Raw genomic sequence first — 25,787 nt, forward strand, 5'->3', positions numbered from 1 at the left:
CATGGCAGTGCACCCGGAGGTGGCGGCCTACCGGGCGGCCCGTGCCGCGGCCGGCACCCCGCCGCTGTACGCACAGACCCTTTCCGAGGCGCGCGCCGCGGACCTGGCCGCGATCCGCGCCGGCAGCGGTGTGGTCGAGCCGGTGACAGAGGTACGCGACGAGCGGATCCCCGGCCCCGCCGGTGAGCTGCCGCTGCGGGTGTACCGGCCGACCGGGTCGGGCCCGCTGCCCACAGTGGTGTACTTCTTCGGCGGCGGCTGGACGCTCGGCAGCCTCGACACCGCCGACGGCATCTGCCGTCGCCTGGCCAACGCCGTGCCCTGTCAGGTGATCACCGTCGGCTACCGCCTCGCCCCGGAGCACCCCTTCCCGGCGGCGGTGCACGACTGTCACGCCGCCACCTCGTGGATCGCCCGGCAGGCCGACGAGCTGGGTGTCGACCCGACGCGGCTGGCGGTGGGTGGGGACAGCGCCGGCGGGAACCTGGCCGCCGCGGTCACCCTGCTCAGCCGTGGCGACGGGCCACCGCTCGCCGCGCAGCTGCTGGTCTATCCGAACACCGACTCCAGCGGCGAGCCGGCCGGGGACGACGACCCGGCGTTGTTCAACAGCCGTTCGGTCGCCTGGTACCGGACGCACTACCTCTCCGACCCGGCGCACGCCAGGGATCCGCTGGCCTCGCCGCTGCTCGCCGACGACCTGTCCGGGCTGCCGCCGGCGCTGGTGATCACCGCCGAACTGGACCCGCTCCGCGCCGAGGGGCAGCGGTACGCCGAGCGGCTGCGCGACGCTGGGGTGTCCGCCCGGCTGGAGCACTACCCGGGAATGATCCACGGGTTCTTCGCCATGCCGGGAACCTTCACCGACGGACGGCGGGCACAGGAAAGCGCGGCGGCCTTCCTCCGCGAGCGCTTCGGGCTGCCAGCCGGGCCGGGCGGGGCGGACGAGCCGGCCGAGCCGAATGCCGCGACGGGCCCGGGGTCGGGCGATGGGTGAGCGGGTGTTGGCCAACCTCCCTGCCGTGTCGCTCGCCGACTACGCCGAACGGGCCCGGGCCGTGCTGCCGCCGGACGTATGGGACTACCTGGCCGGCGGCAGCGCGTCGGAGGTGACCCTCGCCGCGAACCGTCACGCGCTGGACCGGGTCGCGGTGCTGCCCCGGGTGCTGCGCGGGGTGGACACCGTCGACCTCGGCACCCACCTGCTCGGCCGTCGGTACGCCATGCCGGTCGGGGTGGCGCCGATGGCGTACCAGCGGTTGGTGCACCCGGACGGAGAGCTGGGTCTGGCGGCGGCGGCCGGCGCGGCCGGAATCCCGTACCTGGCCAGCACGCTGGGCAGCACCCCCATCGAACAGGTCACCGGGGCGGGCGCGGACGTCTGGTTCCAGCTCTACTGGCTGCGCGACCGGGCGCTCGTCCGCAACCTGCTGGACCGGGTCGTCGCGGCCGGCTGCCGGGCGCTGGTGGTCACCGTGGACGTCCCGGTGCTCGGCCGACGCCCCCGGGACCTGCGCAACGCGTTCCGGCTGCCGGCCGCTGTGGTCGCCGCGAACCTCCCCGACGGTCGCGACGCGTTGGCGCACGCTGGTGCCCCCGGGGTGTCCGCGATCGCCGCGCACACCGCCGCGTCGTTCGCGCCGGCGCTGCGCTGGGCGGACCTGGCGTGGCTGCGCGAGCAGGTTGACCTGCCGCTGGTGGTCAAGGGGCTGCTGGACCCGCGCGACGCGACCGAGGCGGTACGGGTCGGCGCGGACGCGGTGGTCGTCTCCAACCACGGCGGGCGGCAACTGGACGGCTCACCGGCGAGCATCACCATGCTGCCGGAGGTCGTCGACGCGGTCGGGGCCGACTGCCAGGTGCTGCTGGACAGCGGCATCCGGTGCGGCACCGACGTGCTGCGGGCGCTGGCGTTGGGTGCGGCCGGGGTGCTCGTCGGCCGGCCGCTGCTCTGGGCGCTGGCCGCCGGTGGCGAACCGGCCGCCCGGGACGCGTTGGCGCTGCTCGTCGCCGAGCTGACCGACGCGCTCACCCTGGCCGGCTGCGCCGACGTGGTGGCGGCCGGCGAGCTGCGCACCCTCGGGGTGGGCTGAGGGGTGGCCGCCACCGAACCGGTCGACCTGAGCGTCGCCGACCTGCACCCCGCGCTGGGCGATCCGGCGCTGACCTCGATGAACTTCCTCAACGAGGTGTCCGAGCGCTACCCGGCGGCGGTGTCCCTCGCGGCCGGTCGGCCGTACGAGGAGTTCTTCGACCTCGCGGCGGTGCACCGGCACCTGGACACCTTCCACCGGCACCTCGTCGACGACCTGGGGCACCGGCCCGAGCAGGCCCGGCGGCTGCTGCTCCAGTACGGCCGGACCAAGGGCATCGTGCACCACCTGATCGCCAGCAACCTCCGGGTCGACGAGGGGATCACCGTCGACCCGGAGGACGTGGTGGTGACCGTCGGCTGCCAGGAGGCCATGTTCCTGGTGCTGCGGGCGTTGCGGGCCGGGCCGACTGATGTGCTGCTCGCGGTCGCCCCGACCTACGTCGGGCTGACCGGAGCGGCCCGGCTGGTGGACCTGCCGGTGTGGCCGGTCGCCGGTGGTTCGGCCGGGGTCGACCTGGCCGACCTGACCGCCCAGGTGCACCGGGCCCAGGCTGCCGGGCTGCGGCCGCGCGCCTGCTACCTGATGCCGGACTTCGCCAACCCCTCCGGGGCCAGCATCGACACCGCCCACCGGCAACGGCTGCTGGACCTGGCCGCGCAGGAGGATCTGCTGCTGCTGGAGGACAACCCGTACGGTCTGTTCCACAGCGACGACGGGCCGCGCCCGCCCACGCTCAAGGCGTTGGACACCGGCCGGCGGGTCGTCTACCTCGGCTCGTTCGCCAAGACCGTGCTCCCCGGCGCCCGCGTCGGGTATGTGCTCGCCGACCAGCGGGTGGCCGGCCCGGACGGGCGGGTCGGCTCGCTCGCCGACCAGCTCGCCATGATCAAGAGCATGGTCACCGTGAACACGTCGCCGATCGCGCAGGCGGTGATCGGCGGTCGGCTGCTGGAGCACGGATGCAGCCTGGTGGCCGCGAACACCCGGGAGCGGTCCGCGTACACCCGGAATCTGCGCCACCTGGTGGCCGGCCTGACCCGGCGCTTCCCGCCCGGGGCGGACGGCGTGGCGTTGGTGCGGTGGACGGTGCCGGCCGGTGGGTTCTTCGTGGTGGTGACCGTGCCGTTCCCGGTCGACGACGCGTTGCTGGACCGCTCGGCGCGCGACTACGGGGTGCTGTGGACGCCGATGGCACACTTCTACGACGACACTGCGCCGGTCCACGCGTTGCGGTTGTCGGTCAGCGCTGTCACACCGGAGCAGATCGACGTCGGGCTGGATCGCCTCGCGGCGCTGATCACCGACGAGCTGACCCGCCGGACGGGTTGACACACCGCGTTCATCGGATGGCAATGCGCTACGACCCGCGTACCGCCGTCCTGGGTGGACGGTCATAATAAGCCGCATGGTTGCCTGGGAGTACGCCCTGCTCGTCCGTCGCTATCAGGGACAGGGCCGCAATTTTCACGTCTCGTTCGTCTGGTACGCGCCGGACGGGTCACGCAAGGACATCACCGCCTACGGCGACACCGCCATCGCGCACCTCAACCGCGCCGGCCGGGAGGGGTGGGAGCTGGTCTCCGCGGCCGAGGACGTCAACAACGTCCAGGGCAGCACCGAAGTCCACCGCTACCACCTGAAGCGCCCGATGGCCTGAGGGCTGCCTGCCCCGCCGCCGGGCCCGCACCCCGCCTGCGTCGATCATGGAGTTGTGGGGGTGGACGAAAGTCGTGCACCGGCCCATGTCGGGCACCACAACCCCATGATCGACGAGAGCGGTCGGGCGCCGCCGCCCAACCGCTCAGCTCAGGTCGATGCCGGGGTAGAGGGGGTACGTGGCCAGCAGGTCGGTGGCCTGGCGGGCGACCTTGTCGGCCAGGCCCGGGTCCAGGGTGTACTTCGCCTTCGACGGGGTGCCGTCGGCGTTGGCACCGGCGGTGGTCTGGGTCAGCACGGTGTGGATCAGCTCGGCGGTCTGGTCCATCTCGGCGGTGCCCAGGCCCCGGGTGGTCAGCGCCGGGGTGCCGATCCGGATCCCGGACGTGTACCAGGCGCCGTTCGGGTCCTGCGGGACCGAGTTGCGGTTGGTGACGATGCCCGAGTCGAGGAGGGCCTGCTCGGCCTGCCGGCCGGTGAGCCCGTAGCCGGACACGTCGATCAGCACCAGGTGGTTGTCGGTGCCGCCGGTGACCAGCGTCGCGCCCCGGCGCAGCAGCCCCTCGGCGAGCGCCTGCGCGTTGTCGACGATCCGCTGGGCGTAGTCGGCGAAGTCGGGCCGGCGGGCCTCGGCGAGTGCGACCGCCTTGGCGGCCATCACGTGCGGCAGCGGACCGCCGAGCACCATCGGGCAGCCCCGGTCCACCTGGTCGGCCAGCTCCGGCTGGCAGAGCACCATGCCGCCGCGCGGGCCGCGCAACGACTTGTGCGTGGTGGTCGTGACGATGTGCGCGTGCGGCACCGGGTCGAAGTCGCCGGTGAACACCTTGCCGGCCACCAGGCCCGCGAAGTGCGCCATGTCGACCATGAAGGTCGCGCCGACCGAGTCGGCGATCTCGCGCAGGATCCGGAAGTTCACCTTCCGGGGGTACGCCGAGTAGCCGCCCACCAGGATCAGCGGCTTGAACTCGCGGGCGGCCTCGGCCACCCGGTCGTAGTCGATCAGGCCGGTCGCCGGGTCGGTGCCGTAGCTGCGCTGGTCGAACATCTTGCCGGAGATGTTCGGCCGGAAACCGTGGGTGAGGTGGCCACCGGCGTCCAGCGACATGCCGAGCATCCGCTGGTTGCCCAGCTCGCGACGCAGCGCGAACCAGTCGGCCTCGGTGAGGTCGTTGACCTGACGGACCTGGGCCTTCTTCAGGGCGGGGGACTCCACCCGGTCGGCCAGCACCGCCCAGAAGGCGACCAGGTTGGCGTCGATGCCCGAGTGCGGCTGCACGTACGCGTGCGCGGCGCCGAACAGCTCCCGGGCGTGCTCGGCGGCGAGCGCCTCGACGGTGTCGACGTTCTGGCAGCCGGCGTAGAAGCGGCGGCCGACGGTGCCCTCGGCGTACTTGTCGCTGAACCAGTTGCCCATGGCCAGCAGGGTCGCCGGGGAGGCGTAGTTCTCGCTGGCGATCAGCTTGAGCGACTCCCGTTGGTCGGTCAGTTCGGCGCCGATGGCGTCGGCGACCCGCGGCTCGACAGCCCGGATCACCTCAAGGGCACTCCGGAATGCGGTGGATTCGGCGTTGCGGGACATGCGACCTCCAACAGACGTGCGGGAAGGCCCAGGCGCTCGGCAAACGTCCACGTGACGAGGCCGCTCCCCGATGGTTCTCCATCCCCACGCGCCAGTAACGGCCTGGGAGGATCCTACCGGGCCGGAACCGGCCGTTCGGGCCGCCCTCCGGGAGGCGACCCCGCCGACGTGATTGGGCGATGCGACGCGGGGCACACGGTAGGTGACCACCGCACCGTCACGGGTGCGGCCAGGGTTCGCACAGAAGGAGTCGAGAACATGACCACACCCACCTCCGACCGGCCGCTCGCCCTGGTGACCGGGGCCTCCAGCGGGATCGGGTACGAGCTGGCGGCGCAGTTCGTCGAGCACGGCTTCGACCTGGTCATCGCGGCCGAGGACGACGGCATCGAGGCGGCCGCGCAGAAGCTGCGCCGCGACGGCGGCCCGCAGATCTGGTCGGTCCGCGTCGACCTGGCCCGCGAGCAGGGCGTGACGGAACTGGTGGCCGCCGTCACCGCGACCGGACGGCCGCTGGACGCGCTGGCGCTCAACGCCGGTCGGGGCGCCGGTGGCGCCTTCGTCGGCGGCACCGACCTCGCTGACGAGTTGGAGATCGTCGACCTCAATGTGCGCTCGACGGTGCACCTGGCGAAGCGGCTGCTGCCGGGGATGGTCGAGCGGGGCACGGGCCGGGTCCTTTTCACCTCGTCGATCGCCTCCACCATGCCGGGGCCGTTCCAGGCGGTCTACAACGCCTCGAAGTCGTTCGTGCAGTCCTTCGCCGAGGCGCTGCGCAACGAGCTGAAGGACACCGGCGTCACGGTGACCTCGCTGATGCCCGGGCCGACCGACACGGAGTTCTTCGACCGGGCCGACATGGAGGACACCCGGGTGGGCTCGGGCAAGAAGGACGACCCGGCGAAGGTCGCCGAGCAGGGCTTCGAGGCGATGATGAAGGGTGATCAGACGGTCACCGCCGGGTCGCTGCTGAACAAGGTGCAGACCGCCGCCGGAAAGATCATCCCGGACAAGCTCAAGTCCGAGCAGCACCGCCGGATGGCCGAGCCGGGATCGGGAAACTGAGCTGCGGCGTACGGCGAAGGGCCCGGCGTGATGCCGGGCCCTTCGCGGTGAGCGGCGGCCTCAGGCCGTCACCGCGTCCATTGCCTTCTTGATCGCCTTCGGCGCGGTGGGGGTACGCGGCGCGTCCGCGCGCAGCGCGATCATCTTCTCGCCGATCTCCTGGAGCTGCTTGCGGCCCAGCGCGTCGCGGACCTTCGGGAACCACTCCTGCTCTTCCTCCTCGACGTGGTGGGAGACGTTCTCGATCAGCACCGTCGTCTTGGCGTTGAACCGCTCGTCGTCGGCGTTCATGCTGGCCAGCTCGGCGCAGAGCACGTCGGCGACGTGGTGTTCCTCGTACGACTCGAGGATGTCGTCCTCCAGGTCGGGCAGCAGCCGGCGGACCTCCGGATACATCACCTCGTTCTCCAGGTAGGTGTGCACGGTCAGTGCCTCCAGGATCTGGTCCACCAACTTCTGCCGCTGGCTCGCCGGCCCCTCCTCGGCGTCCTGGAAGGCCTTGAACAGGCGGCGCATTTCCTTGTGGTCCTCTTTGAGCAAAACGATGGCATCGGTCGACACCGGTATGACCTCCCTGAAAAGTCTCGGCTGGTGGGGTTCCGGTACCCCGACGCCGAACGCGGAAACAGGTGAAAAGGCCTCAGACCATCGCCAGGGTGCGGGGAATCTCGTCGAGCAATTCCCGGGCCAGAAAACCGATCCGGCCGTAGCGGGGAATCAGCCGCTGGCCGCTCACCGAGTGCGCGAAGGAGCCCCAGCAGGCCGCCTGCGCAGGGTCGGCACCCCGCGACAGCAGCCCCGCCAGCAACCCGGCGAGCACGTCCCCACTGCCGGAGGTGCCCAGCCCGGCGTCGCCGCTCTCCTCGCGCCAACCCCGACCGTCCGGGGCGGCCACGTGCCCGTACAGCGACACGACCGCCTCGTAGCGCGCGGCCAACTCGGCCGCATCGGCGTCCAGGTCGTCGCCCGGCTCCCGCCCGAGCAGGTGCCCGGCCTCGGTGACGTTGGGAGTGAGCACCACGGGCCGACCCGAGCCGACCAGCAGGTCCGGTGCGTGGCTGAGCGCACCGAGGGCGTACGCGTCGAGCACCAGCGACGTGTCCGGACGGGCCGCCTCCAGAACCAGGCTCAGCAGGCGGTTGGTCTCGTCGATCGCCTTCAGGCCGGGGCCGACCGCCACCACGTCGGCCTGCGCGACCAGGTCGCCGAGCTGGCCGTCCCGGTCGGCGGCCACCGCGCCGTCGGCGGTCTCGGGCAGACCGATCACCAGCGCCTCGGGCACCTGGATGCTCAGCGCGGCCGCGGTGGACTCGGCGGCGGCGAGCTGGAGCACTCCGGCACCGGCGCGCAACGCGGCCACCCCGGCGAGCAGCACCGCGCCCGGTGTGAAGCGGGAACCGCCGACCACCAGCACGGTGCCCCGGCTCTCCTTACCACCGACCGGCACCGGCAGCGCCCAGTCCCGCAGCAACGCCGGGGTGATGACCTTCACCTCAGACCGGCTCGGCATGGATCTCGTCCTCCCTGGTCGGCTGGGCGCCCTGCTGACGCAGGTGCTCGACGTGGTTGAAGGCGGTGAGCACCAGGCGGTCCTCGTCGTCGGCCGACCACTCGGTGATCGAACAGTTGGCGATCACCTCCTGCCGGGTGAGCGCCATCAGCTCGTCCTCGGTCAACCCCTCCACCAGATAGCGAAGCAGGAAGACCAGCGCGTCGTGGCCGAAGAGCAGCACCCGGCAACCCTCGTGGTCCCGGCGCAGGTCGCCGAGCAGCGTCCGCAGCCGCAACGCCACGTCCGTCCAGGACTCACCGCCCGGCGGCCGGTAGTAGAACTTGCCCAACCGCTCCCGACGGTCGGCCTCGTCCGGGTACCGCCGGCGCACCCCGTGCCCGGTCAGCCCGTCGAGGATGCCCAGCTCCCGGTCGCGCAGCCGCTCGTCGCGGTGCACGGGAATGTCGGTGCCGGCCAGCGCCAGCCGGGAGGTCTGCACCGCGCGCAGGTACGGCGACACCACCGCCACGTCCGGGCGCTTCGCGTCCGGAAGCTCGGCCAGCCAACGGCCGGTCGCCCGAGCCTGGTCCTCGCCGGTCGCGGAGAGCGGCACGTCCGCGTCGCGGTGGGTGAGGTCGATCAGCTCCGCGCCCGACGCCTCGGCGTGCGTCGCCGCGACGTTCGCGGTGCTCTCGCCGTGCCGGACGATCCAGAGGGTTGCCAGTTCCGCCATGCGGCCCCCCTACCCGGGCGCCGCCGACGGTAACCGTGTCCGGTGATCCGCCATGCCGATGTCCGCTCGGTGGACGTCCGGGATGGGCGCAGGTCGTACCCTCGGGGGCGTGGCCACGGCGGCGGAGGAGATCCAGGTGGGGGAGCGGCTGGTCCGCGTCTCCAGCCCCGACAAGCCCTACTTCCCCGAGCGTGGGCTGACCAAGCTGGACGTGGTCCGCTACTTCCTGGCGGTGGGTGACGGCATCCTGCGGGCGCTGCGGGATCGGCCGACCATGCTGGAACGCTGGCCGCGTGGTGTCTTCGAGGGCGCCACCATCGCCACCCGGCAGACCAACCGGGGCGACGCGTTCTACCAGAAGCGGCTGCCGGCCGGCGCGCCCGAGTGGGTGCGGACCGCGCACATCACCTTCCCCAGTGGCCGTACCGCCGACGAGGTCGCGCCGAGCGAGTTGGCCGTGGTCATCTGGGCGGCCAACCTGGGCACCCTGCGGTTCCACCCGTGGCCGGTCACCTCCGCCGACGTGGAACGCCCCGACCAGCTGCGCATCGACCTGGACCCGATGCCCGGCGTCGGCTTCGAGCAGGTGGTGCCGGTGGCGCACGAGGTGCGGGCGTTCCTCGCCGAGCTGGGCATGACCGGCTATCCGAAGACCACCGGCGGTCGGGGCCTGCACGTCTACCTGTCGATCGAGCCGCGGTGGAGCTTCGGTGACTGCCGTCGGGCGGTGCTCGCGCTGGGTCGGGAGATGCAGCGCCGGCTGCCGGACCTGGTCACCACCACCTGGTGGCGCGAGCAACGGGACCGGCCGGTCTTCGTCGACTACAACCAGATGGCCCGCGACCACACTGTGACCTCGGCGTACTCGATCCGGCCGACGCCGACCGCGCTGGTGTCCGCGCCGCTGGACTGGTCGGAGCTGGACCAGGTCCGTCCGGAGGACTTCGACGTGCTCAGCATGCCGGCCCGGTTCGCCGAGCGCGGCGACCCGCACGCCGGCCTGGACGGTGACCGGCACTCGCTGGAACCGCTGCTGGAGCTGGCCGACCGCGACGGGCTGGAGGCCCCGCCGGAGCGCTGAGCCCGGCGCTCACGCCCAAGGGCTGCCAAGCCCGTCGAACTCCTCGAAGACCAGCCAGGTGCGGGTGGACAGCACTCCGGGAATGCTCTGCACCCGGCCCAGCACCACGTCGCGCAGCGCGGCGTTGTCCGGGGCGCGCACCAGCGCGAGCACGTCGTGGTCACCGCCGAGCAGCGCGGCGTGCTCGATGTAGCGCACCCGGGCCAGCTCGGCCGACACCTCCCGCCAGGTGTTCTGCTCGATGGTCAGGGCGATGTACGCCGAGGTGCCCAGCCCGGCCGCCTCGGGCGCCACCTGGGCCCGGAACCCGGTGATCACCCCGTCGCGCAGCAGCCGCTCCACCCGGGCGTACGCGTTGGTGCGGGAGATGTGGATCCGTTCGGCGAGGGTGCGCACCGACGTCCGACCGTCGCGGACCAGCTCGTCGAGGATCCGCCGGTCGACCTCGTCCAGGGATCGGGCCGATCGTCCCGATCCCGCACCCCGGCCCGCTTCGTCGGCGGTCTCCTGGCTCACTGATGAGTCCTCCGCATGCCAACCGTCCCGCCTTCTGTGTCGATCTTGAGTCAATCATCCACAAGCGGAAGCATAGGCTCACCACACGTCCCAGGAGGTTCCGCCGTGACGACCACTCCCCAGGCGGTCCGCAGGGCATCCCCGCGCACCCGTCGAACGGTCACCCCGCCCGACCCGGCGCGCTCGTTGCTGCCAGACGCCGAGCCGGTCCGCCTGCTCGCCGAGAACGGCACGCCGCTGCCCGCCCGCTCCGACTACCCCGAACCACCCGCCGAGGTGCTGCGCGAGCTGTACCGCCGGATGGTGCTCGGCCGCCGCTTCGACACCCAGGCGACCGCCCTGACCAAGCAGGGCCGGCTCGCCGTCTACCCGTCCTCGCGGGGCCAGGAGGCGTGCCAGGTCGGCGCGGTCCTCGCGGTCCGCGACACCGACTGGGTCTTTCCCACGTACCGCGAGTCGATGGCGCTGGTTGCCCGAGGCATCGACCCGGTCGAGGTGCTCACCCTGCTGCGCGGCGACTGGCACTGCGGCTACGACCCGACCGACGTACGCACCGCACCGCAGTGCACCCCCCTCGCCACCCAGTGCGTGCACGCCGCCGGGCTGGCGCACGGCGAGGCGTACCAGGGTCGCGACACCGTGGCGCTGGCCTTCATCGGCGACGGCGCCACCAGCGAGGGCGACTTCCACGAGGGGATCAACTTCGCCGCCGTGTTCAAGGCGCCGGTGGTCTACTTCGTGCAGAACAACAAGTACGCGATCAGCGTCCCGCTGTCGCGGCAGACCGCCGCGCCGTCGCTGGCCTACAAGGGCGTCGGCTACGGCGTACCCAGCGAGCAGGTCGACGGCAACGACCCGGTCGCGGTGCTCGCCGTGCTCACCCGCGCGGTCGCCCACGCCCGGGCCGGCAAGGGGCCCTTCCTGGTCGAGGCGCACACCTACCGGATGGAGCCGCACACCAACGCCGACGACGCCACTCGCTACCGCGACGGCGCCGAGGTCGACGCCTGGCGCGACCGGGACCCGGTCGCCCGGCTGGAGACCTACCTGCGCGCCCGCGGCGTGCTCGACGACGCGGCGATCGCCGAGATCGCCGAGCAGGCCGAGGCGTACGCGGCGCAGCTGCGGACCCGGATGAACGAGCAGCCCACTGTCGATCCCCTGAGCCTCTTCGACCACGTCTACGCCGAGCCCACCCCGCAGTTGATCGAACAGCGTGAGCAGGTCCGCGCCGAGCTGGCCGCCGCCCACGCCGAGGAGGGTGACGCCTGATGGCAACCACCATGGCGAAGGCGCTCAACACCGCGCTCGCCGACGCGCTCGCCGCCGACGACCGGGTCGTCGTCTTCGGTGAGGACGTCGGCGCGCTCGGCGGCGTCTTCCGGATCACCGACGGGCTCCAGGCCCGCTTCGGCGAGAACCGCTGCTTCGACACCCCCCTCGCCGAGGCCGGCATCGTCGGCTTCGCCGTCGGCATGGCCATGTCCGGCCTGCGCCCGGTGGTCGAGATGCAGTTCGACGCGTTCGCGTACCCGGCGTTCGAGCAGATCGCCTCGCACGTGGCGAAGCTACGCAACCGCACCCGGGGCGCGCTGAGCGTGCCCATCGTCATCCGCGTGCCGTACGCGGGCGGGATCGGCGGGGTCGAGCACCACTGCGACTCGTCCGAGGCGTACTACGCGCACACCCCCGGGCTGAAGGTGGTCACCCCGGCGACCGTCGACGACGCGTACTCGCTGCTGCGCGAGGCGATCGAGGACCCCGACCCGGTGGTCTTCATGGAGCCCAAGAAGCTCTACTTTGCCAGCGCCGAGGCGTCTCTGCCGATCCGCAACGAGCCGTTCGGCCGGGCCGTCGTGCGCCGGCCCGGACGCGATGCCACCCTGGTGGCGTACGGGCCGGCGGTGCCGGTCGCCTTGGAGGCCGCCGAGGCCGCCCGGGAGGAGGGATGGGACCTGGAGGTCGTCGACGTGCGCACCATCGTGCCGTTCGACGACGAGACCATCACCGCCTCGGTCCGGCGTACCGGCCGGTGCGTGGTGATCCAGGAGGCGCCCGGCTTCGCGGGCGTCGGCGCGGAGATCGCCGCCCGGGTGCAGGAGCGCTGCTTCCACGCGCTGCACGCCCCGGTGCTGCGGGTCGCCGGACTGGACATCCCGTACCCGGCGCCGATGCTGGAGCACACCCACCTGCCCGGCGTGGACCGGGTGCTCGACGCGGTGGCCCGCCTCCAGTGGGACGACCAGCCGGACGCGCGTTGGGCGGCGGCATGACCACAGTCGAACGGACGCAGGTCTTCCTCCTGCCGGACCTGGGCGAGGGGCTGAGCGAGGCCGAGATCGTCGAGTGGCGGGTCGCCGTGGGTGACGTGGTCACCGTCGACCAGAGCGTGGTCGAGGTGGAGACCGCCAAGGCCGTCGTCGACGTGCCCTGCCCGTACGCCGGGCGGGTGGTCACCCTGCACGGCGCGGCCGGTGAGGTACGCCCGGTCGGCCAGCCGTTGATCACCATCGCGCCGCTGGACGGGGGCGACGAGCCCGCCGGGCACGCCACCTACCGCGAGGAGGAGCGCGCCGGCTCCGGCAACGTGCTGATCGGGTACGGCACCGGTCACGGCACCGCCACCCGCCGTCGGCGTCGGCCCCGCCTGGCGGTGGCCCCCGAACCGGCCGAAGCCGGCCCGACCGGGGTGGCTGCCGGTGCCGCGTCCAGCGACCCGGCACCGCCTACCGCCGCGCTGGTCATCTCGCCGATCGTGCGGCGGCTCGCCCGTGAGCACGGCGTCGACCTCGACACGGTGCGGGGCACCGGACCCGGGGGCGTGATCCGCCGCGCTGACGTGGAGGCCGCGCTGACCGCGCCCGCCGCCAGGCTCGCCGCCGTGCCGGACCCGCAGGTCGGGTCGGCGCCGGTCGGTGACGGTGACGGTGACGTGATCGTCCCGCTGACCGGCGTCCGCAAGGTGATCGCCGACAAGCTCTCCCGCAGCCGGCGGGAGATCCCGGAGGTGACCATCTGGGTCGACGTGGACGCCACCGGGCTGCTGGAGACCCGCGCCGCGATCAACGCCGCGACGCCCGACGCGCCGGTGAGCATCCTGGCCCTGCTGGCCCGGATCTGCCTCAGCGGGCTGCGCCGGTTCCCGCAGCTCAACTCCCGGGTCGACACCGAGGCGCAGCACATCGTCCAGGCCGCCGGGGTGCACCTCGGCATCGCCGCGCAGACCGACCGGGGGCTCCTGGTGCCGGTGCTGCGCGACGCCCAGCGGCTCACCACCGCCGAGCTGGCCGCCGAACTGGCGGCGACCACCGCCGCCGCGCGGGCCGGCAGCCTGCCCCCGGCCCGGCTGACCGGTGGCACCTTCACGCTGAACAACTACGGGGTGTTCGGCGTCGACGGCTCCACGCCGATCATCAACCACCCCGAGGCGGCCCTGCTCGGGGTCGGGCGGATCGTGGACAAGCCGTGGGTGGTCGACGGGCAGCTCGCCGTCCGCAAGGTGACCCAGCTCAGCCTCACCTTCGACCACCGAGTCTGCGACGGCGGGGTGGCCGGCGGCTTCCTGCGGCACGTCGCCGACTGCGTGGAGCGCCCGGCGCTGCTGATCGCCGCCGTCTGACGCGTACCCCCGGCCCCGGCCCTGCCTGTGCGGCGCCGGGGCCGGCGCGCGTCCGGGGTCGTCCGGCCGGGTCATCGGGCCGGGACCGCCCGGCGGTGTGATCGGGCCGGGGTTTCCCGGCGGCTTCACCGGGAAGTCGGCCCCGCCGGAGCGCACCGAACGCGTCGAAGGGAGCCAGCCTGTGGGCGTGGCGAACGAGCTGCTACTGAACTCGGTCCGGGTACACCGGCCCGCCTCGGCCGGTGCGCCGCTGTACTGCGACGCGCTGGAGTACGGGCTGACCGGCGACGGCTCGACCAACGACCAGCCGGCGCTGGCTGCCCTGGTGGACCGCCTCGGCGCCGGGTACGCGTCCGACGGGCGGGCCCGGGTCATCTACTGCCCGCCGGGCATCTACTCGATCCGGGACGCGGGCACCGTGTGGCGCAGCGGTGTGTCGCTGATCGGGGCTGGCCCGGCGGCGACCCGGTTCATGCTGAGCAACGAGGGCAACCGGGCCGACCCGACCCCGTTGGCGTTCTGGACGACGCTCCAGCACGGCGCTGACCGGGACCGGCACATCGCCGACTGCACGTTCGCCGACTTCCAGATCGACGGCTCCGGCGTGGCGATGGCCGAGTACAACTACCTGGCCAAGGGCCTCGGGCTCCAGTACGTGGTGCGGGGCGTCTTCCGTAACCTCTACATCCACCACACCGCCGCCAGCGGGCTGGGCTGCGACTTCCTCCAGGACTCCCTGATCGACGGCGTCGTGGTGGTCGGCTGCGGCCGGCTGGACAACGGTGAGCAGATGGGCGGCGCCGGCATCGGTATCGGCGTCGGCGGCTGGGGTCCGGTGGAGCGGCTGACCATCGCCAACTGCACCGCCCTGGCCAACGGCACCAACGGGATCTTCCTGGAGTTGCAGAAGGACTACTGGGAGTCGCCCCGCGGCTACCGCATCATCGGCTGCCACAGCCAGGGCAACCGCTTCGGGATCTCCGACTGGGGCACCGACGGGCTGATCGTGTCCGCCTGCACGATGACCGGCAACCTGGAGGCCGGCTTCGACGTGTCGTCGCAGGGCACCTCGACCGTGGCCGGGCGGGGTGGACTCGTCACCGACTGCGTCATCGACGGCAACCTGCGGGACGGGGTCAGCATCGGCAACAGCCCCGGCCCGTACATCGTCCGGGGCAACCGGATCAGCGGAAACGGCCAGCACGGCTACCACGCGCGCGACCTCCGGCGCGGCTACCAGGGCCCTGTCCGGGACGTGGTGATCGAGAGCAACGAGTTCTGGGGCAACGGGCTGGACGGCGTCCGCATCGACCACCAGATGACCGACGCCGTGCTGCTCAACAACCGGATCCGCAACAACGGGAGGCAGTACGCCCGAGCCGCCGGCGGCGCGGGCGAGGCCGTCCGCTACAGCGAACGGACCCTGGTGGACCGGACCGCCGACTGGCCGCACGACGGGCACCGGGGCAAGATCCTGCGGGTCGGCCGGTCCGTGGCCACGGTGGCCGCCAACAGCGGTGACGAACTCACCCTGGCCCCGGTCCGCCCGGACGCGTTCAGCGCGTGGAGCGGGGACGTGCCGCCGCCGGGCTGCGCGTACGAACTGGACCCCGCCCCCGGGCGGCGGGCCGGCATCACCATCGACGCGCCGTTCGACTCTGCCACCATCCGGGGCAACCGGATCTGGGACAACCACGACAACCCGACCCAGACGCACGGGCTGTGGATCACCGAGCGCGGCAGCTGCGTGGACTGCCGGGTCGAGGACAACGACCTGGCCGGCAACGCCGACGAGGGGATGCGACTGGACACCCCGCCGGTGGGCGGACGGTGGCGGGACAACCACGTGGACAGCGACTGGAGCTGAGCGGCCGCTGGCCGCCTTCTGGACGCTCCGGCGATGGTGCCGGCGAGATCTTGGAGCTGAACGACGTGCGGCGGCGGTCGGATCACTCCGACCGCCGCCGCTCCGGTTGAGCTGATCAGCCGGCCAGACCGGCCACCGGGGTCGGGTCCAGCACCACCGTCGCCGAAGCGGACTGCGGGGGTACGCCCGGGTCGGTCGGGGCGTCGGTGTACTCCGCGACGAACACCGCGGTCAGGTTGTCCGCGCCGCTGTGCCCACCGTCCAGGAAGGTGGGGATGGTGCCGGAGCAACCCGTCGAGGTGGAGAGCGGGTGCCCGTGCTCATCGTGCCCGAGCACGTAGGTGACCTTCACCCGGGAGCAGTCCACCGGCAGGTCGTCGGTGACCTTCACCTCGTACGCGACCGTCTGCCCGAACTGGAACGGCTGCCCGGCCTCCGGGGTGACGAACTCGACGATCGGTGCGGTCGGCCCGACCACCAGCGGCAGGGTTGCTGAGGCGGACCGTCCGGTGCGGTCGGTCACCTTCAGCGTCGGCGTGTACGAGCCGTTCTCCGGGAACGTCCAGGTCGCGTTCGGGTTGGTGCTGTCCACCGAACCGTCCGCGTTGAAGTCCCACGCGTAGCTCAGCTTGTCACCGTCCGGGTCGGTCGTGCCGGCGCTGGAGAAGGACACGGTCAGCGGGGCCTGCCCGACGGTCGGGGTGCCGCTGATCTTCGGGATCGGCGTCCGGTTGCCCCGGACGAAGTCGATCCGGGACAGCTGGGCGTCCGGGTTCTCGGCGAAGTAACCGTCGCCGTACTCCAGGACGTAGAGCGCGCCGTCCGGGCCGAACTCCATGTCCATGGGGTTGTCCACCACCAGCGACGGCGCCACCGGGCGGATGTCGTCGACGTCGCCGTCCTCGTCGAGGCGGAACTCCTTGATGTAGTCACGGGTCCACTCGTAGAACAGCGGCACCCCGTCGTAGTAGGCGGGCCAGCGGGTACGCGACGTGCTGGTGCCGTCGTACTGGTAGGCCGGGCCGCCCATCGGAGCGATGCCGCCGGTGCCCAACTGCGGGAACTCGGCCGAGGCGGCGGCCGCGTACCAGACCTCCGGCTGCTCGACCGGCGGCAGCACGCGCTTGCCGGTGTTGTGCGGTGAGTCGTTGACCGGGCGCTTGCAGTTGAACTTGGCGCCGGACTCGCCGGTGGCGAAGTCGTAGTCGCGGTAGGCGATCGTCGGCGTCACACAGTAGGGCCAGCCGTAGTTCGCCGGCTTGTCGACGAGAATCCACCGGCCGTGACCGGCCGGGCCGCGCTCCGGGTTCGGGTTGGAGGCGTCCGGCGAGTAGTCGCCGACGTACACGTTGTCGGTACGCCTGTCGACGGCGAACCGGAACGCGTTACGCAGCCCCATCGCGTAGATCTCCGGACGGGTCTGGGCCGTGCCCGGCTTGAACAGGTTGCCGGCCGGCACCGTGTAACCACCACCGGCCTTCACCTTGATCCGCAGCAGCTTGCCGCGCAGGTCGTTGGTGTTGGCCGAGGTGCGCTGGGCGTCGTACGCCGGGTTGCGGTCGGCCCGCTCGTCGATCGGGATGTAACCGTCGGAGGCGAACGGGTTGGTGTCGTCACCGGTCGACAGGTACAGGTTGCCCTTGCTGTCGAAGTCGATCTGGCCGCCGACGTGGCAGCAGATGCCCCGGTCGGTCGGCACGTCGATGATCTGCTGTTCGCTGGCGAGGTTCAGCTTCGTCCCGTCCAGCTTGAACCGGGACAGCCGCAGCGCGCCCTTGAACCGCTGCCAGTCCGCCTCGGTGCCGGTCTCCGGTGCGTCCCCCTCGTTGACGCCGGGGGTCGCCGGGTCATCCACCGGAGTGTCCATCGGCGGCGAGTAGTAGAGGTACACCCACTTGTTCTGGGCGAAGTTCGGGTCGATGGCGACCCCCTGCAACCCCTCCTCGTCGTGCTCGTACACCGGGATGTCGGCGGCGATGGTGTTCAGCCCGGTGCGCGGGTCGTGGATGCGGACCTCACCGGTGCGGGAGGTGTGCAGCACCCGCAGGTCGGGCAGGACGGCGAGGCTCATCGGCTCGCCCGGGAAGTCGTTCAGTGTCACTTTCTGGAAGCTGCTGTCCGGCGGCGCGGCCGGCGCTGCGGACGCTGCCGACGGTGGTACGGCCAGACCGGCCGTCACCAGCAGCAGGGCGGACGCGAATGCGGTCCTGTTCATCAGGTGAGTCCCCCGGGGTGGTTTCAGTACCGAAGTGAAGCGAGATAGTCGAAGCCGACGCGAGCGGTGTCCAGGGCGTCGGCAGGGGAGCGCGGCGGGGTGCCCGCGTCATCACGCTCCACGATGTATTCCTCGATGCCGGCCTCCCGCTCGTGGGCGAAGATGCGGCCGAAATCGATGACGCCGTCGCCAAGGTCGGCGAAGCCACCCTCGACGTCCAGGTCCTTGACGTGCACCTGGCGGATCCGACCGCGGTTGGCCCGGATCACGTCGACCGGGTCGTGGGCGCCCCGCCAGGTCCAGTAGAGGTCGAGCTCGAAGTGGACCAGCCGGGAATCGGTCTGCGAGCTGAGGATGTCGAACCCGGTCGAGCCGCCGGTCAGCGGCACGAACTCGAGCTGGTGGTTGTGGTAGCCGAAGTCGAGCCCCGCGCGTTCGGCCAGCCGACCGGCGCGGTTCAGGTCCCGGGCCAGGGCCCGGTAGACGGCGGGGTCCCGGATCGGCTGACCGCTCGCGTCCCGACCGAAGTACGGGTGGACGATCTTCTTGCAGCCCACCACGTTGGCGTCGGCGAGAGCCTGCTCCCAGGTGGCGGCGTCGAACGGCTGCGGGATGCCGACGTGCCCGGAGGTGGAACGCAGCCCAGCCTCGTCGAGCGCGGCCCGGAACTGTGCGGCGGTGCGTCCGACGAAACCGGCGTGCTCCACTCGCCGGTAGCCGATCCGACGCAGCGCGTCCAGAGTGCCGGGCAGATCGGCGGCAAGCTGATCACGCAGCGTGTAGAGCTGAATGCTGATCCGGTCCACCGGCACCCGGCGGCGGCCCTGGGCCTGCCCGGTGGAAGCGGCGGGCGCGGCGACGGCCGGGCCGCCGAGCAGACCGGCGGCGCCGACAGCGGCCGCGGAGACGGTCGCGGCGCGCAGTACTCCACGCCGGCTGACCGGCTCGGACGCCGGCGTCGGCCCCGGTCGGTTGAGTTGTTGATCCATGGTGGTGGTCCCTTCCTGACGGCTGGTACGCCGTCGGCGGCGGTCGACCTGACTGCCGTCCGCCGGGCGCGCCGAACCGGCCGGAGGCGGGCTCCGGCTGGACGGTGAGGGACGGCGCGGGTGCGGCCCGGACCCATCGGGAGCGGAACGCGGCGACCCGGCAGAGGTGGCGGTAAGTTGATCGACGAATGGGCAACCCTCTATCTAGATCGAGACCTTACCCTTGCCCCCGGATGAAGGCAAAGGTTTGTCGCGTTCGCCGGAAGTTTCGCTTCAACTGACAAAAGTCCGCCCACGAGGTGCGCCACCCGGCCTGACCTTCTACTTCCCGTCCTCATCACGCCGCCCGATCCGCCCGGAGAGCCCGGCCCCGTCGGTTCGCCCCGGCCCCGCCGGGCTCGTCCGGCTCGCCCCGGCGCGTGATCCACTCGGGTTCATGAGAGTCGCGGTGTCAGGACGACCGGGATAGCGCGACTTCCTTGAAGCCGAGTCGATCATGAAGTGGATCGACCGCACAGCGATCAGGAAGCGGACAAAGTCGCGGGCTCACGCCTCATTCGGGTAGGTGGCGACAGGCCAGGCGGACGGGAGGCCGGTCGAGCCTCGTTGGCGTCAACTCCACACGCAACTGACTCCGTGTGCCGGGGCGCATCGAGCTCACCCCCGGGTGCCACCACCCCCCGGCCATCCGGACAGTCGACGTTGCGTCGCTCAAGCGGAGCAAAGCGCATCACACTGGTCGGTTGAACCCCTGTTCCGCCAATTGGAACATTGCCGGAAAATGCTCCGGTATATGCGCCGCCGATTATTTCCGAATGCCGCAAATGGTCCCCTCAAGCGGGCAAGAATGTGGCGAAGGGAAGTCAAAAACGGGGGGACTGAACATGACGTCTAGGCGGCGATTGACGCTGTTTGCGGTAACCATCGCGGCCGCACCACTCGTCCTGGGTGCGTGCACCGCCGACCGGGGTCCGGTGACCGGCTCGGCCAAGAAGCACGCCGCACCACCGGAACTCGCCGTGACGCCGGGGGACAAGGCCCGGGACGTCCCGGTCAGCGCCGAGCTGGGCACCGTGGTCAAGGGCGGGCGGGTCACCGGCGTACGCCTCACCGACGACAAGGGCAAGCAGGTCAACGCCGAGCCGCGCGAGGACGGCTCCGGCTGGGTGCCGAGCGCCCCGCTGCAACCACGACGGACCTACACCGCCGAGGTGACCGCGACCGGTGACTCCGGTGCCACCACCACCCGCACCACCACGTTCACGACGATGGCCAAATCGACCAAGCCGCAGATCACCAGCACCCTCTATTTCAACGGCAATCGGACGTACGGCACGGCGATGCCGGTAACGGTGGCGTTCGACCCAGGAATTCCGAAAGAGGCCAGGGCGGATGTCCAGCGGCGGTTGTTCGTAAAGACGAATCCACCGCAACCGGGCACCTGGTCGTGGCTTGAGGATGGAAGTCAGGTCTATTACCGCGCCCCCGATTTCTGGAAGCCGGGGACCACCATCAGTGTCCGGGCCGGTCTGGAGGGTCTGCCGATCGGAAAGAAACTGGTCGGCGACGCCGAGCGCACCGCGACCTCCAAGATCGGACGGCAGGTCTCGCTGGAGATCGACAACGCCACCAAGCAGATGACCGTGCTGCGCGACGGCAAGCAGGTCCGCCGGATCCCGGTCAGCCTGGGTAAGCCGAGCACGCCGAGTTCCAGCGGCAAGATGGTGATCATGGAGAAGCACGAGCGGGTCACCTTCGACACCCGGGGTGAGCCGGACGGCGGCTACGTGGTCGACGTCGACGACGCCCAGCGCTACACCTGGGGCGGCGAGTTCATCCACTCCGCCCCCTGGTCGGAGGGGGACCAGGGCAACACCAACGTCTCGCACGGTTGCGCGAACGTCTCCGCCACCGCGGCCGACTGGTTGATGGGGGTGACGCAGGTTGGTGACCTGGTCACCGTCAAGGGCACCGAGGTGGAGCTGCAGCCGGGCAACGGCTGGACCGCGTGGAACGTGAGCTGGGACGAGTTCGCCCGGGGCAGTGCGCTGCCGGTGCCGCCCGGGCTCAAGCCCGTGCCGGTCGCCCCGGCGCACCCGGGCGCGGTGGCTGGCGGTTCGCCCGCACCGGCGCCCTCGGTCAGCGGTCGCTGAGACATCACTTACGGCAGGACAGGGTCGGCCCGCCACGACGGCGGATCGGCCCTGTCGCCGCCCGTGGCCATCACCCCAGGGGTACGCGGGCCACCCCGGACCCGGTCAGGCTGCCCAGCCAGAGGTGGTCGCCGTGCTGGCGTACCCCGGTGATCATCGAGTAGTGCCCGTTCGGACCGTGCAGCGTCCGGCGGACCGTTCCCGCGTCGTCGACCAGCGCGACCAGCCCGTAGCGGCGTGGCTGCGGCTGCATCGCGTCGGGCAGCAGGGCGGCGATCTGGCGCAGCCGCGGATGGGGCAGCAGCCGTTCGGCGATCGGCACCCGGGGGCTGGGCAGCGCGATCCAGTACGTCCCGTCGCCCACCGAGGCGAGATTGTCCGGGTACGCGGGCAGGTCGGCGAGGACCCGCACACCGCCGCTGAGCTCGACCCGCAGCAGGCGGTGGGCGCTGGTCTCCACCAGCATCAGCGCCGACTCGTCCGGGGTCAGCGCGATCCCGTTGGGGAAGTACAGCCCGTCGGTCACCACCTCGGTGCGGCCGCTGCCCGGATGGTGGGCCAGCACGCGACCGTTGGGACGGTGCTCCAGCAGGTCCCGCTTCCAGTGCGAGACCGGAAACCGGTCGGAGCTGTCGGTGAAGTAGATGGTGCCGTCACGGCCCACCGTCGCGTTGTTGGTCAGGTGCACCGGGGGTGCCGTTCCGGTCAGTTCGCGTACCGCGCCGTCCGGGGTGACCCGCAGCAACCCGCGGTACGCGTCGCAGACCACCAGGGCCTCGCCGGACGGGTCCAGTTCGATGCCGAGCGGACGGCCCCCGGTCTCGGCCAGCAGTCGGGGTGGGGTGCCGGCCAGCGCGTCGACCGGCCACCACCAGAGCCGACCGTCCTCGTCGCCACTGATCACCCGCCCGGAGCGGTCGACCAGCACGTCCTCAGGGCCGACGGCACCTGCGGGGAGGGGTAGCAACTCGGCCCCGTCGAGCCGGCGGTCGGTGGGGGCCCATGGCCCGGCCAGCGCCGGAGGGCTGGTCGCCGGCTCGCGGACGGGGCGGATCAGCCGGGGCGGCCGGGGCCGGGGGATCAGCATCGGCCTATTCTCCACCCCGGTCTCGGCCGACCCCCGGGTTCCGCGCCCGCGCGGCGCGCCGCCCGGGCCGCTGAACCCACCCCGAGAGGGAGGTGGAGAGCCTCGGGGTATGCCCCTGGGCGTACCCGGAATCACTCCGCGGAGGGGCGAAAGTGTCGGTGGTGGCGGCTAGATTTCTGGGCATGGAAGAGCACAGCGACCGGCTGGACGTGCAGGTCAGCGTGGGTGACCAGATGGTCCTCGTGCGGGTGGTCGGCGAAGTCGACATCGCCACGGTGGCCGCGTTCCGGTCCGCGCTGTGGTCCGCGCCGGCCCGCCCGGTGCTTCAACTCGAGATGTCCGGGCTGCGGCTGCTCTCCGCCGCTGGCGTTCGCACGCTGATCGCGGCGCATCTGCGCGTGCGGGCCTGCGGTGGCGAGTTGGTCCTGGTCGACCCGAGCCCGGTGGTGGCGCGGGTGCTGCGCGTCAGCGGGCTGCACCGCGTGATGCCGATTCTGGAGCTGACCTCGCCGATCGAGGCCGCGCGTCGCCCGGTGGTCGCGACCACCGACCTGCAACTGGCCGCCTGACCCCTGACGACGAGGTGGGCCCCACGCTCACACCCGAGCCCGGGGCCGCCGGCGTGGGCCGGCGACCCCGACAATCGGTCAGCTCACGCCGAGCAGGTCGACGACGAAGACCAGCGTCTCGCCCGGCTTGATGACGCCGCCGGCGCCCCGGTCGCCGTACCCCAGGTGCGGCGGGATGATCAGGCGGCGGCGACCGCCGACGCGCATGCCGACGACGCCCTGGTCCCAACCGGCGATGACCTGGCCGCCGCCGAGCGGAAAGTCGAACGCCTCGCCCCGGTTCCACGACGAGTCGAACTCGCCGCCCGTGGAGTGCGACACGCCGACGTAGTGCACGCTGACCAACTGGCCCGGCTCGGCCTGCGGGCCGTCGCCCACGGTGATGTCCTCGATCACGAGGTCGGCCGGCGGTGCACCCTCGATCGGACCAACCTCGGGCTTACCCGATTGGGCGCCTGCTGCCTGGTTCATGCGGGGATCTCCTGCCGTGTTGGGTGATGTGTCCGGTCACGTCGATCCTGCCGGATCACCCCCCACCGATGTCCGGCGGACCCGCCACCTGCTCCGCGGCCCCGCCGCCGATGTGGGGCTGGCGGTCCCTGGCGCTCCGCATGCGGGCGGCGGGTCACGACGACGCGGCGGGCGTCACCGGTGTCGGTGACGCCCGCCGAGGGGTGCGATGGCTCACCGGAGCCAGGGCATCCGCCGGACGATCGGCAGTGCGGCCCACACCCGGCCGAGGCCCAGGGTGTCGCCGGCGTTGACCAGGGCCAGGACCGCCAGCACCGCGGCGTAGATCAGGTGGTCGTCCATGAAGGGGTTGTTCTCCGGAGGGAGTACGGCGGCCCACATCAGGACCAGCAGCAGCCCACCGGCCACGGCGGCGACCCGCATACCGATGCCGAGCAGCAGGGCGACACCGATCCCGGCCAGGCCGACCATGAAGAGCCAGTCCGCCCAGGCGGCACCGGCGATCCCGGTGTAGAGGTCCTTGAACGGCCCCGTCACGCCGAAGGTCAGGAAGCCCTTGGTGGGGCTGCCCCCGTTGATCCAGGCGTTCTTCTGCTCGGTGGCCATCCCGAAGCCGAACATCTTGTCGACGAAGGCCCAGAGGAAGATCCAGCCGAGTGCCAGCCGGGTGCCGGCCAGGATGTACCGGACGGCTTGGTCGTGAACGGTGCCGGCCCTCGGAGCGGTGTTCTCGGCGGTGACCCGCTCAAACGTCGCGGTCATGGTCTCCACGTCCCTTCTCAGCTTCGCACCGCGCTTCCCGGTGGCATCTCCAGTGGACGCCCACGGCGCTGTCGGCGGCAGGGCCGACAGACCGCAACGGCCCGGGACGTTCGACCCCCTCGGGTCCGGTCCGGCGACCCTGACGACCGTCCGCGGCCGGTCGTAGCGTCCGAGATGGACCAGGAGAGGGAGGCCGTGATGAGGACCTGGCAAGTGGGTGACGTGATGACCCGGGAGGTCGAGACCGTGGTGGCCGAGACCCCGTACCGGGAGGTCGTCGACGTGCTGTTGCGCCGCAGGGTCAGCGCGGTGCCGGTGATCGACGGCTTCCGCAGGGTGCTGGGGGTGGTGTCCGAGGCCGATCTGCTGCACCGGGTGGAGCGCGCCGGTGAGCCGGCGCTGCGACGGGTCTTCGAGAGCCGCCGACGCCGCGGTGCCCGGGGCAAGAGTGCGGCCCTGCTGGCGGGCGACCTGATGACCGCGCCGGCGGTCACCACGAATCCGGAGGCGGCATTGTCTGCCGCTGCCCGGTTGATGGACCGCGAGCACGTCAAGCGGCTGCCCGTGCTGGACGACCTCGGTCGGTTGATCGGCATCGTCAGTCGTTCCGATCTGCTGCGGGTGCACCTGCGGTCGGACGTCGAGATCCGTGAGGACGTGGTGCAGGAGGTGCTTCGCCGGGTGCTTGCCGTGCGGCGTGGGCTGCGCCCACCCAGCGCCTGCGCCACCGACTCCCACCGCTGGTCGCTGCCGCATCGAACGTGTGGGCGGTCCGCCGCGACTTCGTCGGACCGCCCGATGGCGGGTCGGGCGTTCACCTAGGCTCGGAGAGGGGCCGGCCGGCCTGGTAACGGGTGGTGCGCGGTGGTCGATGCGGAGGGCGTCGGTGGCTGAGGCGACGGTCGCGGTCCCGCTGTGGGCCTGGGCGGCGGTCGGCGTGGTGATCGCGGTGATGCTCGCCGTGGATGTGCTCCTGCACCGGGACAACCACGTCATCGAGCTCCGCGAGGCGGTGCTGTGGAGCGCCGTCTGGATCGGCGCGGGTCTGCTGTTCGGGTTGGTCGTCTGGTGGGGCCTCGGCGGTGACCCGGCCATCGCCTACTTCTCCGGCTACCTGCTGGAGAAGGCGCTCTCGGTGGACAACGTGTTCGTCTTCGCGCTGCTCTTCGGCTACTTCCAGGTGCCGCCGGGTTACCAGCACAAGGTGCTGTTCTGGGGTGTCGTGGGCGCGCTCGTCTTCCGGCTGCTGTTCATCTTCGCCGGTGCCGAGTTGCTTGACCGGCTCACCTGGGCCGGGTTCGTGCTGGGCGCGTTCCTGATCTGGACCGGATGGCGGCTGGCCGTACGCGGAAAGCCCGACGTCGACCCGGAACGCAACGTCGTGGTCCGGCTGTTCGGGCGGCTGGTGCCCACCGACACCCGATACCACGGCGGCCGGTTCACCGCCCGGGTGGCCAACCGGCGGGTGGCGACGCTGCTGCTGGTGGCGCTCGTCGCCATCGAGGCCACCGACGTGGTCTTCGCCATCGACTCGGTGGCGGCGATCCTCGCCATCACCACGAACACCTTCCTGGTCTGGACGGCCACCGCGTTCGCCGTCCTGGGGCTGCGCAGCCTCTACTTCTGCCTCGCCGGCCTCCTACGACACTTCGGCTACCTGCGGTACGGGCTCGCGCTGCTGCTGGCCTTCGCCGGGTTGAAGCTGATTCTCGCCGAGACGCCGGTGGGCAAGCTGCCGGTCTGGTTGACCCTCGCCGTGGTGGTGCTGACCCTGGCGGTCTCCATCGGCACCAGCATCCTGGCCGCCCGCCGCCCCACCGACGGTTGAGCCGCC

Annotated in this window: 24 protein-coding genes and 1 riboswitch; of the genes, 14 read left to right on the forward strand and 10 right to left on the reverse strand. The window is 71.8% G+C overall.

All coding sequences use genetic code 11. The annotated features are described in order from the left end of the window. Position 1: 1 nt before the first annotated feature. The 4 genes from ACIA47_RS29170 (at position 2) to ACIA47_RS29185 (ending at position 3,753) form a co-directional block, all read left to right on the forward strand. Positions 2–997 carry an alpha/beta hydrolase gene (locus tag ACIA47_RS29170; RefSeq protein ID WP_396711527.1) on the forward strand — a complete coding sequence of 332 codons (996 nt, stop codon included), beginning with the start codon at positions 2–4 and terminating at the stop codon, positions 995–997. After that, positions 990–2,093, forward strand: a complete 1,104-nt coding sequence (locus ACIA47_RS29175) for an alpha-hydroxy acid oxidase (protein ID WP_396711528.1) — start codon at positions 990–992, stop codon at positions 2,091–2,093. The genes ACIA47_RS29170 and ACIA47_RS29175 overlap by 8 nt, the downstream gene beginning before the upstream one ends. 3 nt (positions 2,094–2,096) lie before the next feature. Next, a complete protein-coding gene (locus ACIA47_RS29180; RefSeq protein ID WP_396711529.1) occupies positions 2,097–3,425 on the forward strand; it encodes a PLP-dependent aminotransferase family protein in 1,329 nt (442 codons plus the stop codon). Between the two features lie 67 nt (positions 3,426–3,492). After that, positions 3,493–3,753 carry a hypothetical protein gene (locus tag ACIA47_RS29185; protein ID WP_091397680.1) on the forward strand — a complete coding sequence of 87 codons (261 nt, stop codon included), beginning with the start codon at positions 3,493–3,495 and terminating at the stop codon, positions 3,751–3,753. A gap of 144 nt (positions 3,754–3,897) precedes the next feature. Here ACIA47_RS29185 and ACIA47_RS29190 read toward each other — a convergent pair whose 3' ends face one another. Then, entirely contained in the window at positions 3,898–5,334 is a 1,437-nt protein-coding gene (locus ACIA47_RS29190) for a glycine hydroxymethyltransferase (protein ID WP_203119688.1), read from the reverse strand. A gap of 19 nt (positions 5,335–5,353) precedes the next feature. Then, positions 5,354–5,443, reverse strand: a riboswitch (ZMP/ZTP riboswitch). A gap of 149 nt (positions 5,444–5,592) precedes the next feature. Here ACIA47_RS29190 and ACIA47_RS29195 point away from each other — a divergent pair. Continuing rightward, positions 5,593–6,399: an SDR family NAD(P)-dependent oxidoreductase gene (locus ACIA47_RS29195; RefSeq protein WP_203119686.1), complete on the forward strand. Its 807-nt coding sequence runs from the start codon at positions 5,593–5,595 to the stop codon at positions 6,397–6,399. 60 nt (positions 6,400–6,459) lie between these two features. Here the strand turns inward: ACIA47_RS29195 and ACIA47_RS29200 are convergent, their stop codons facing one another. The 3 genes from ACIA47_RS29200 to ACIA47_RS29210 all read right to left on the reverse strand — a co-directional run bounded on the left by ACIA47_RS29200 (position 6,460) and on the right by ACIA47_RS29210 (position 8,624). Beyond that, positions 6,460–6,960 (reverse strand): hemerythrin domain-containing protein, encoded by a 501-nt coding sequence (locus ACIA47_RS29200; RefSeq protein ID WP_203119671.1) that lies wholly within the window; start codon positions 6,958–6,960, stop codon positions 6,460–6,462. 79 nt (positions 6,961–7,039) lie between these two features. Further along, on the reverse strand, positions 7,040–7,909 hold the full coding sequence (locus ACIA47_RS29205; protein WP_203119669.1) for an NAD(P)H-hydrate dehydratase: 870 nt from the start codon (positions 7,907–7,909) through the stop codon (positions 7,040–7,042). Next, positions 7,893–8,624, reverse strand: a complete 732-nt coding sequence (locus ACIA47_RS29210) for a histidine phosphatase family protein (RefSeq protein ID WP_396711530.1) — start codon at positions 8,622–8,624, stop codon at positions 7,893–7,895. Before ACIA47_RS29210 ends, ACIA47_RS29205 begins: the two co-directional genes overlap by 17 nt. An 82-nt stretch (positions 8,625–8,706) precedes the next feature. Here ACIA47_RS29210 and ACIA47_RS29215 point away from each other — a divergent pair, with 82 nt between their 5' ends. Next, positions 8,707–9,705, forward strand: a complete 999-nt coding sequence (locus ACIA47_RS29215) for a DNA primase small subunit domain-containing protein (protein ID WP_203119665.1) — start codon at positions 8,707–8,709, stop codon at positions 9,703–9,705. Between the two features lie 9 nt (positions 9,706–9,714). Here the strand turns inward: ACIA47_RS29215 and ACIA47_RS29220 are convergent, their stop codons facing one another. Then, entirely contained in the window at positions 9,715–10,221 is a 507-nt protein-coding gene (locus tag ACIA47_RS29220) for an Lrp/AsnC family transcriptional regulator (RefSeq protein ID WP_203119663.1), read from the reverse strand. Positions 10,222–10,326: 105 nt separating this feature from the next. On the opposite strand from ACIA47_RS29220, the gene pdhA reads away from it, so the two are divergent. The 4 genes from pdhA (at position 10,327) to ACIA47_RS29240 (ending at position 15,707) form a co-directional block, all read left to right on the forward strand. Further along, positions 10,327–11,493: a pyruvate dehydrogenase (acetyl-transferring) E1 component subunit alpha gene (gene pdhA / locus ACIA47_RS29225; RefSeq protein ID WP_396711531.1), complete on the forward strand. Its 1,167-nt coding sequence runs from the start codon at positions 10,327–10,329 to the stop codon at positions 11,491–11,493. Beyond that, positions 11,490–12,494 (forward strand): alpha-ketoacid dehydrogenase subunit beta, encoded by a 1,005-nt coding sequence (locus ACIA47_RS29230; protein ID WP_203119752.1) that lies wholly within the window; start codon positions 11,490–11,492, stop codon positions 12,492–12,494. The genes pdhA and ACIA47_RS29230 overlap by 4 nt, the downstream gene beginning before the upstream one ends. Then, positions 12,479–13,840, forward strand: a complete 1,362-nt coding sequence (locus ACIA47_RS29235; protein ID WP_396711581.1) for a dihydrolipoamide acetyltransferase family protein — start codon at positions 12,479–12,481, stop codon at positions 13,838–13,840. Before ACIA47_RS29230 ends, ACIA47_RS29235 begins: the two co-directional genes overlap by 16 nt. 187 nt (positions 13,841–14,027) lie before the next feature. Further along, on the forward strand, positions 14,028–15,707 hold the full coding sequence (locus tag ACIA47_RS29240; RefSeq protein WP_396711532.1) for a right-handed parallel beta-helix repeat-containing protein: 1,680 nt from the start codon (positions 14,028–14,030) through the stop codon (positions 15,705–15,707). Between the two features lie 115 nt (positions 15,708–15,822). Here the strand turns inward: ACIA47_RS29240 and ACIA47_RS29245 are convergent, their stop codons facing one another. Continuing rightward, the gene (locus tag ACIA47_RS29245; RefSeq protein ID WP_396711533.1) at positions 15,823–17,922 is read right to left on the reverse strand and encodes a PQQ-dependent sugar dehydrogenase; all 2,100 of its coding nucleotides are present in this window, start codon (positions 17,920–17,922) and stop codon (positions 15,823–15,825) included. Between the two features lie 23 nt (positions 17,923–17,945). Next, positions 17,946–18,911, reverse strand: coding sequence for a sugar phosphate isomerase/epimerase (locus ACIA47_RS29250; protein ID WP_355496301.1), 966 nt, complete (start codon positions 18,909–18,911; stop codon positions 17,946–17,948). Between the two features lie 884 nt (positions 18,912–19,795). Here ACIA47_RS29250 and ACIA47_RS29255 point away from each other — a divergent pair. Continuing rightward, the gene (locus tag ACIA47_RS29255; protein WP_396711534.1) at positions 19,796–21,064 is read left to right on the forward strand and encodes an Ig-like domain-containing protein; all 1,269 of its coding nucleotides are present in this window, start codon (positions 19,796–19,798) and stop codon (positions 21,062–21,064) included. A 70-nt stretch (positions 21,065–21,134) separates the two neighbouring features. On the opposite strand, the gene ACIA47_RS29260 is transcribed toward ACIA47_RS29255, so the two are convergent. Further along, positions 21,135–22,151: an SMP-30/gluconolactonase/LRE family protein gene (locus tag ACIA47_RS29260; protein WP_396711535.1), complete on the reverse strand. Its 1,017-nt coding sequence runs from the start codon at positions 22,149–22,151 to the stop codon at positions 21,135–21,137. Positions 22,152–22,333: 182 nt separating this feature from the next. On the opposite strand from ACIA47_RS29260, the gene ACIA47_RS29265 reads away from it, so the two are divergent. Then, positions 22,334–22,720 carry an STAS domain-containing protein gene (locus tag ACIA47_RS29265; protein ID WP_396711536.1) on the forward strand — a complete coding sequence of 129 codons (387 nt, stop codon included), beginning with the start codon at positions 22,334–22,336 and terminating at the stop codon, positions 22,718–22,720. A 78-nt stretch (positions 22,721–22,798) separates the two neighbouring features. Here ACIA47_RS29265 and ACIA47_RS29270 read toward each other — a convergent pair whose 3' ends face one another. Then, positions 22,799–23,191, reverse strand: coding sequence for an FKBP-type peptidyl-prolyl cis-trans isomerase (locus ACIA47_RS29270; protein WP_396711537.1), 393 nt, complete (start codon positions 23,189–23,191; stop codon positions 22,799–22,801). Positions 23,192–23,404: 213 nt separating this feature from the next. Continuing rightward, positions 23,405–23,962 (reverse strand): hypothetical protein, encoded by a 558-nt coding sequence (locus tag ACIA47_RS29275; RefSeq protein WP_396711538.1) that lies wholly within the window; start codon positions 23,960–23,962, stop codon positions 23,405–23,407. A gap of 189 nt (positions 23,963–24,151) precedes the next feature. On the opposite strand from ACIA47_RS29275, the gene ACIA47_RS29280 reads away from it, so the two are divergent. Then, entirely contained in the window at positions 24,152–24,775 is a 624-nt protein-coding gene (locus ACIA47_RS29280; protein ID WP_396711539.1) for a CBS domain-containing protein, read from the forward strand. 49 nt (positions 24,776–24,824) lie between these two features. Further along, positions 24,825–25,781, forward strand: a complete 957-nt coding sequence (locus ACIA47_RS29285) for a TerC/Alx family metal homeostasis membrane protein (RefSeq protein ID WP_396711540.1) — start codon at positions 24,825–24,827, stop codon at positions 25,779–25,781. The last annotated feature ends 6 nt before the right edge of the window (positions 25,782–25,787 follow it).

The sequence above is a fragment of the Micromonospora sp. NPDC051227 genome (assembly GCF_044455385.1).
GTDB lineage: Bacteria > Actinomycetota > Actinomycetes > Mycobacteriales > Micromonosporaceae > Micromonospora.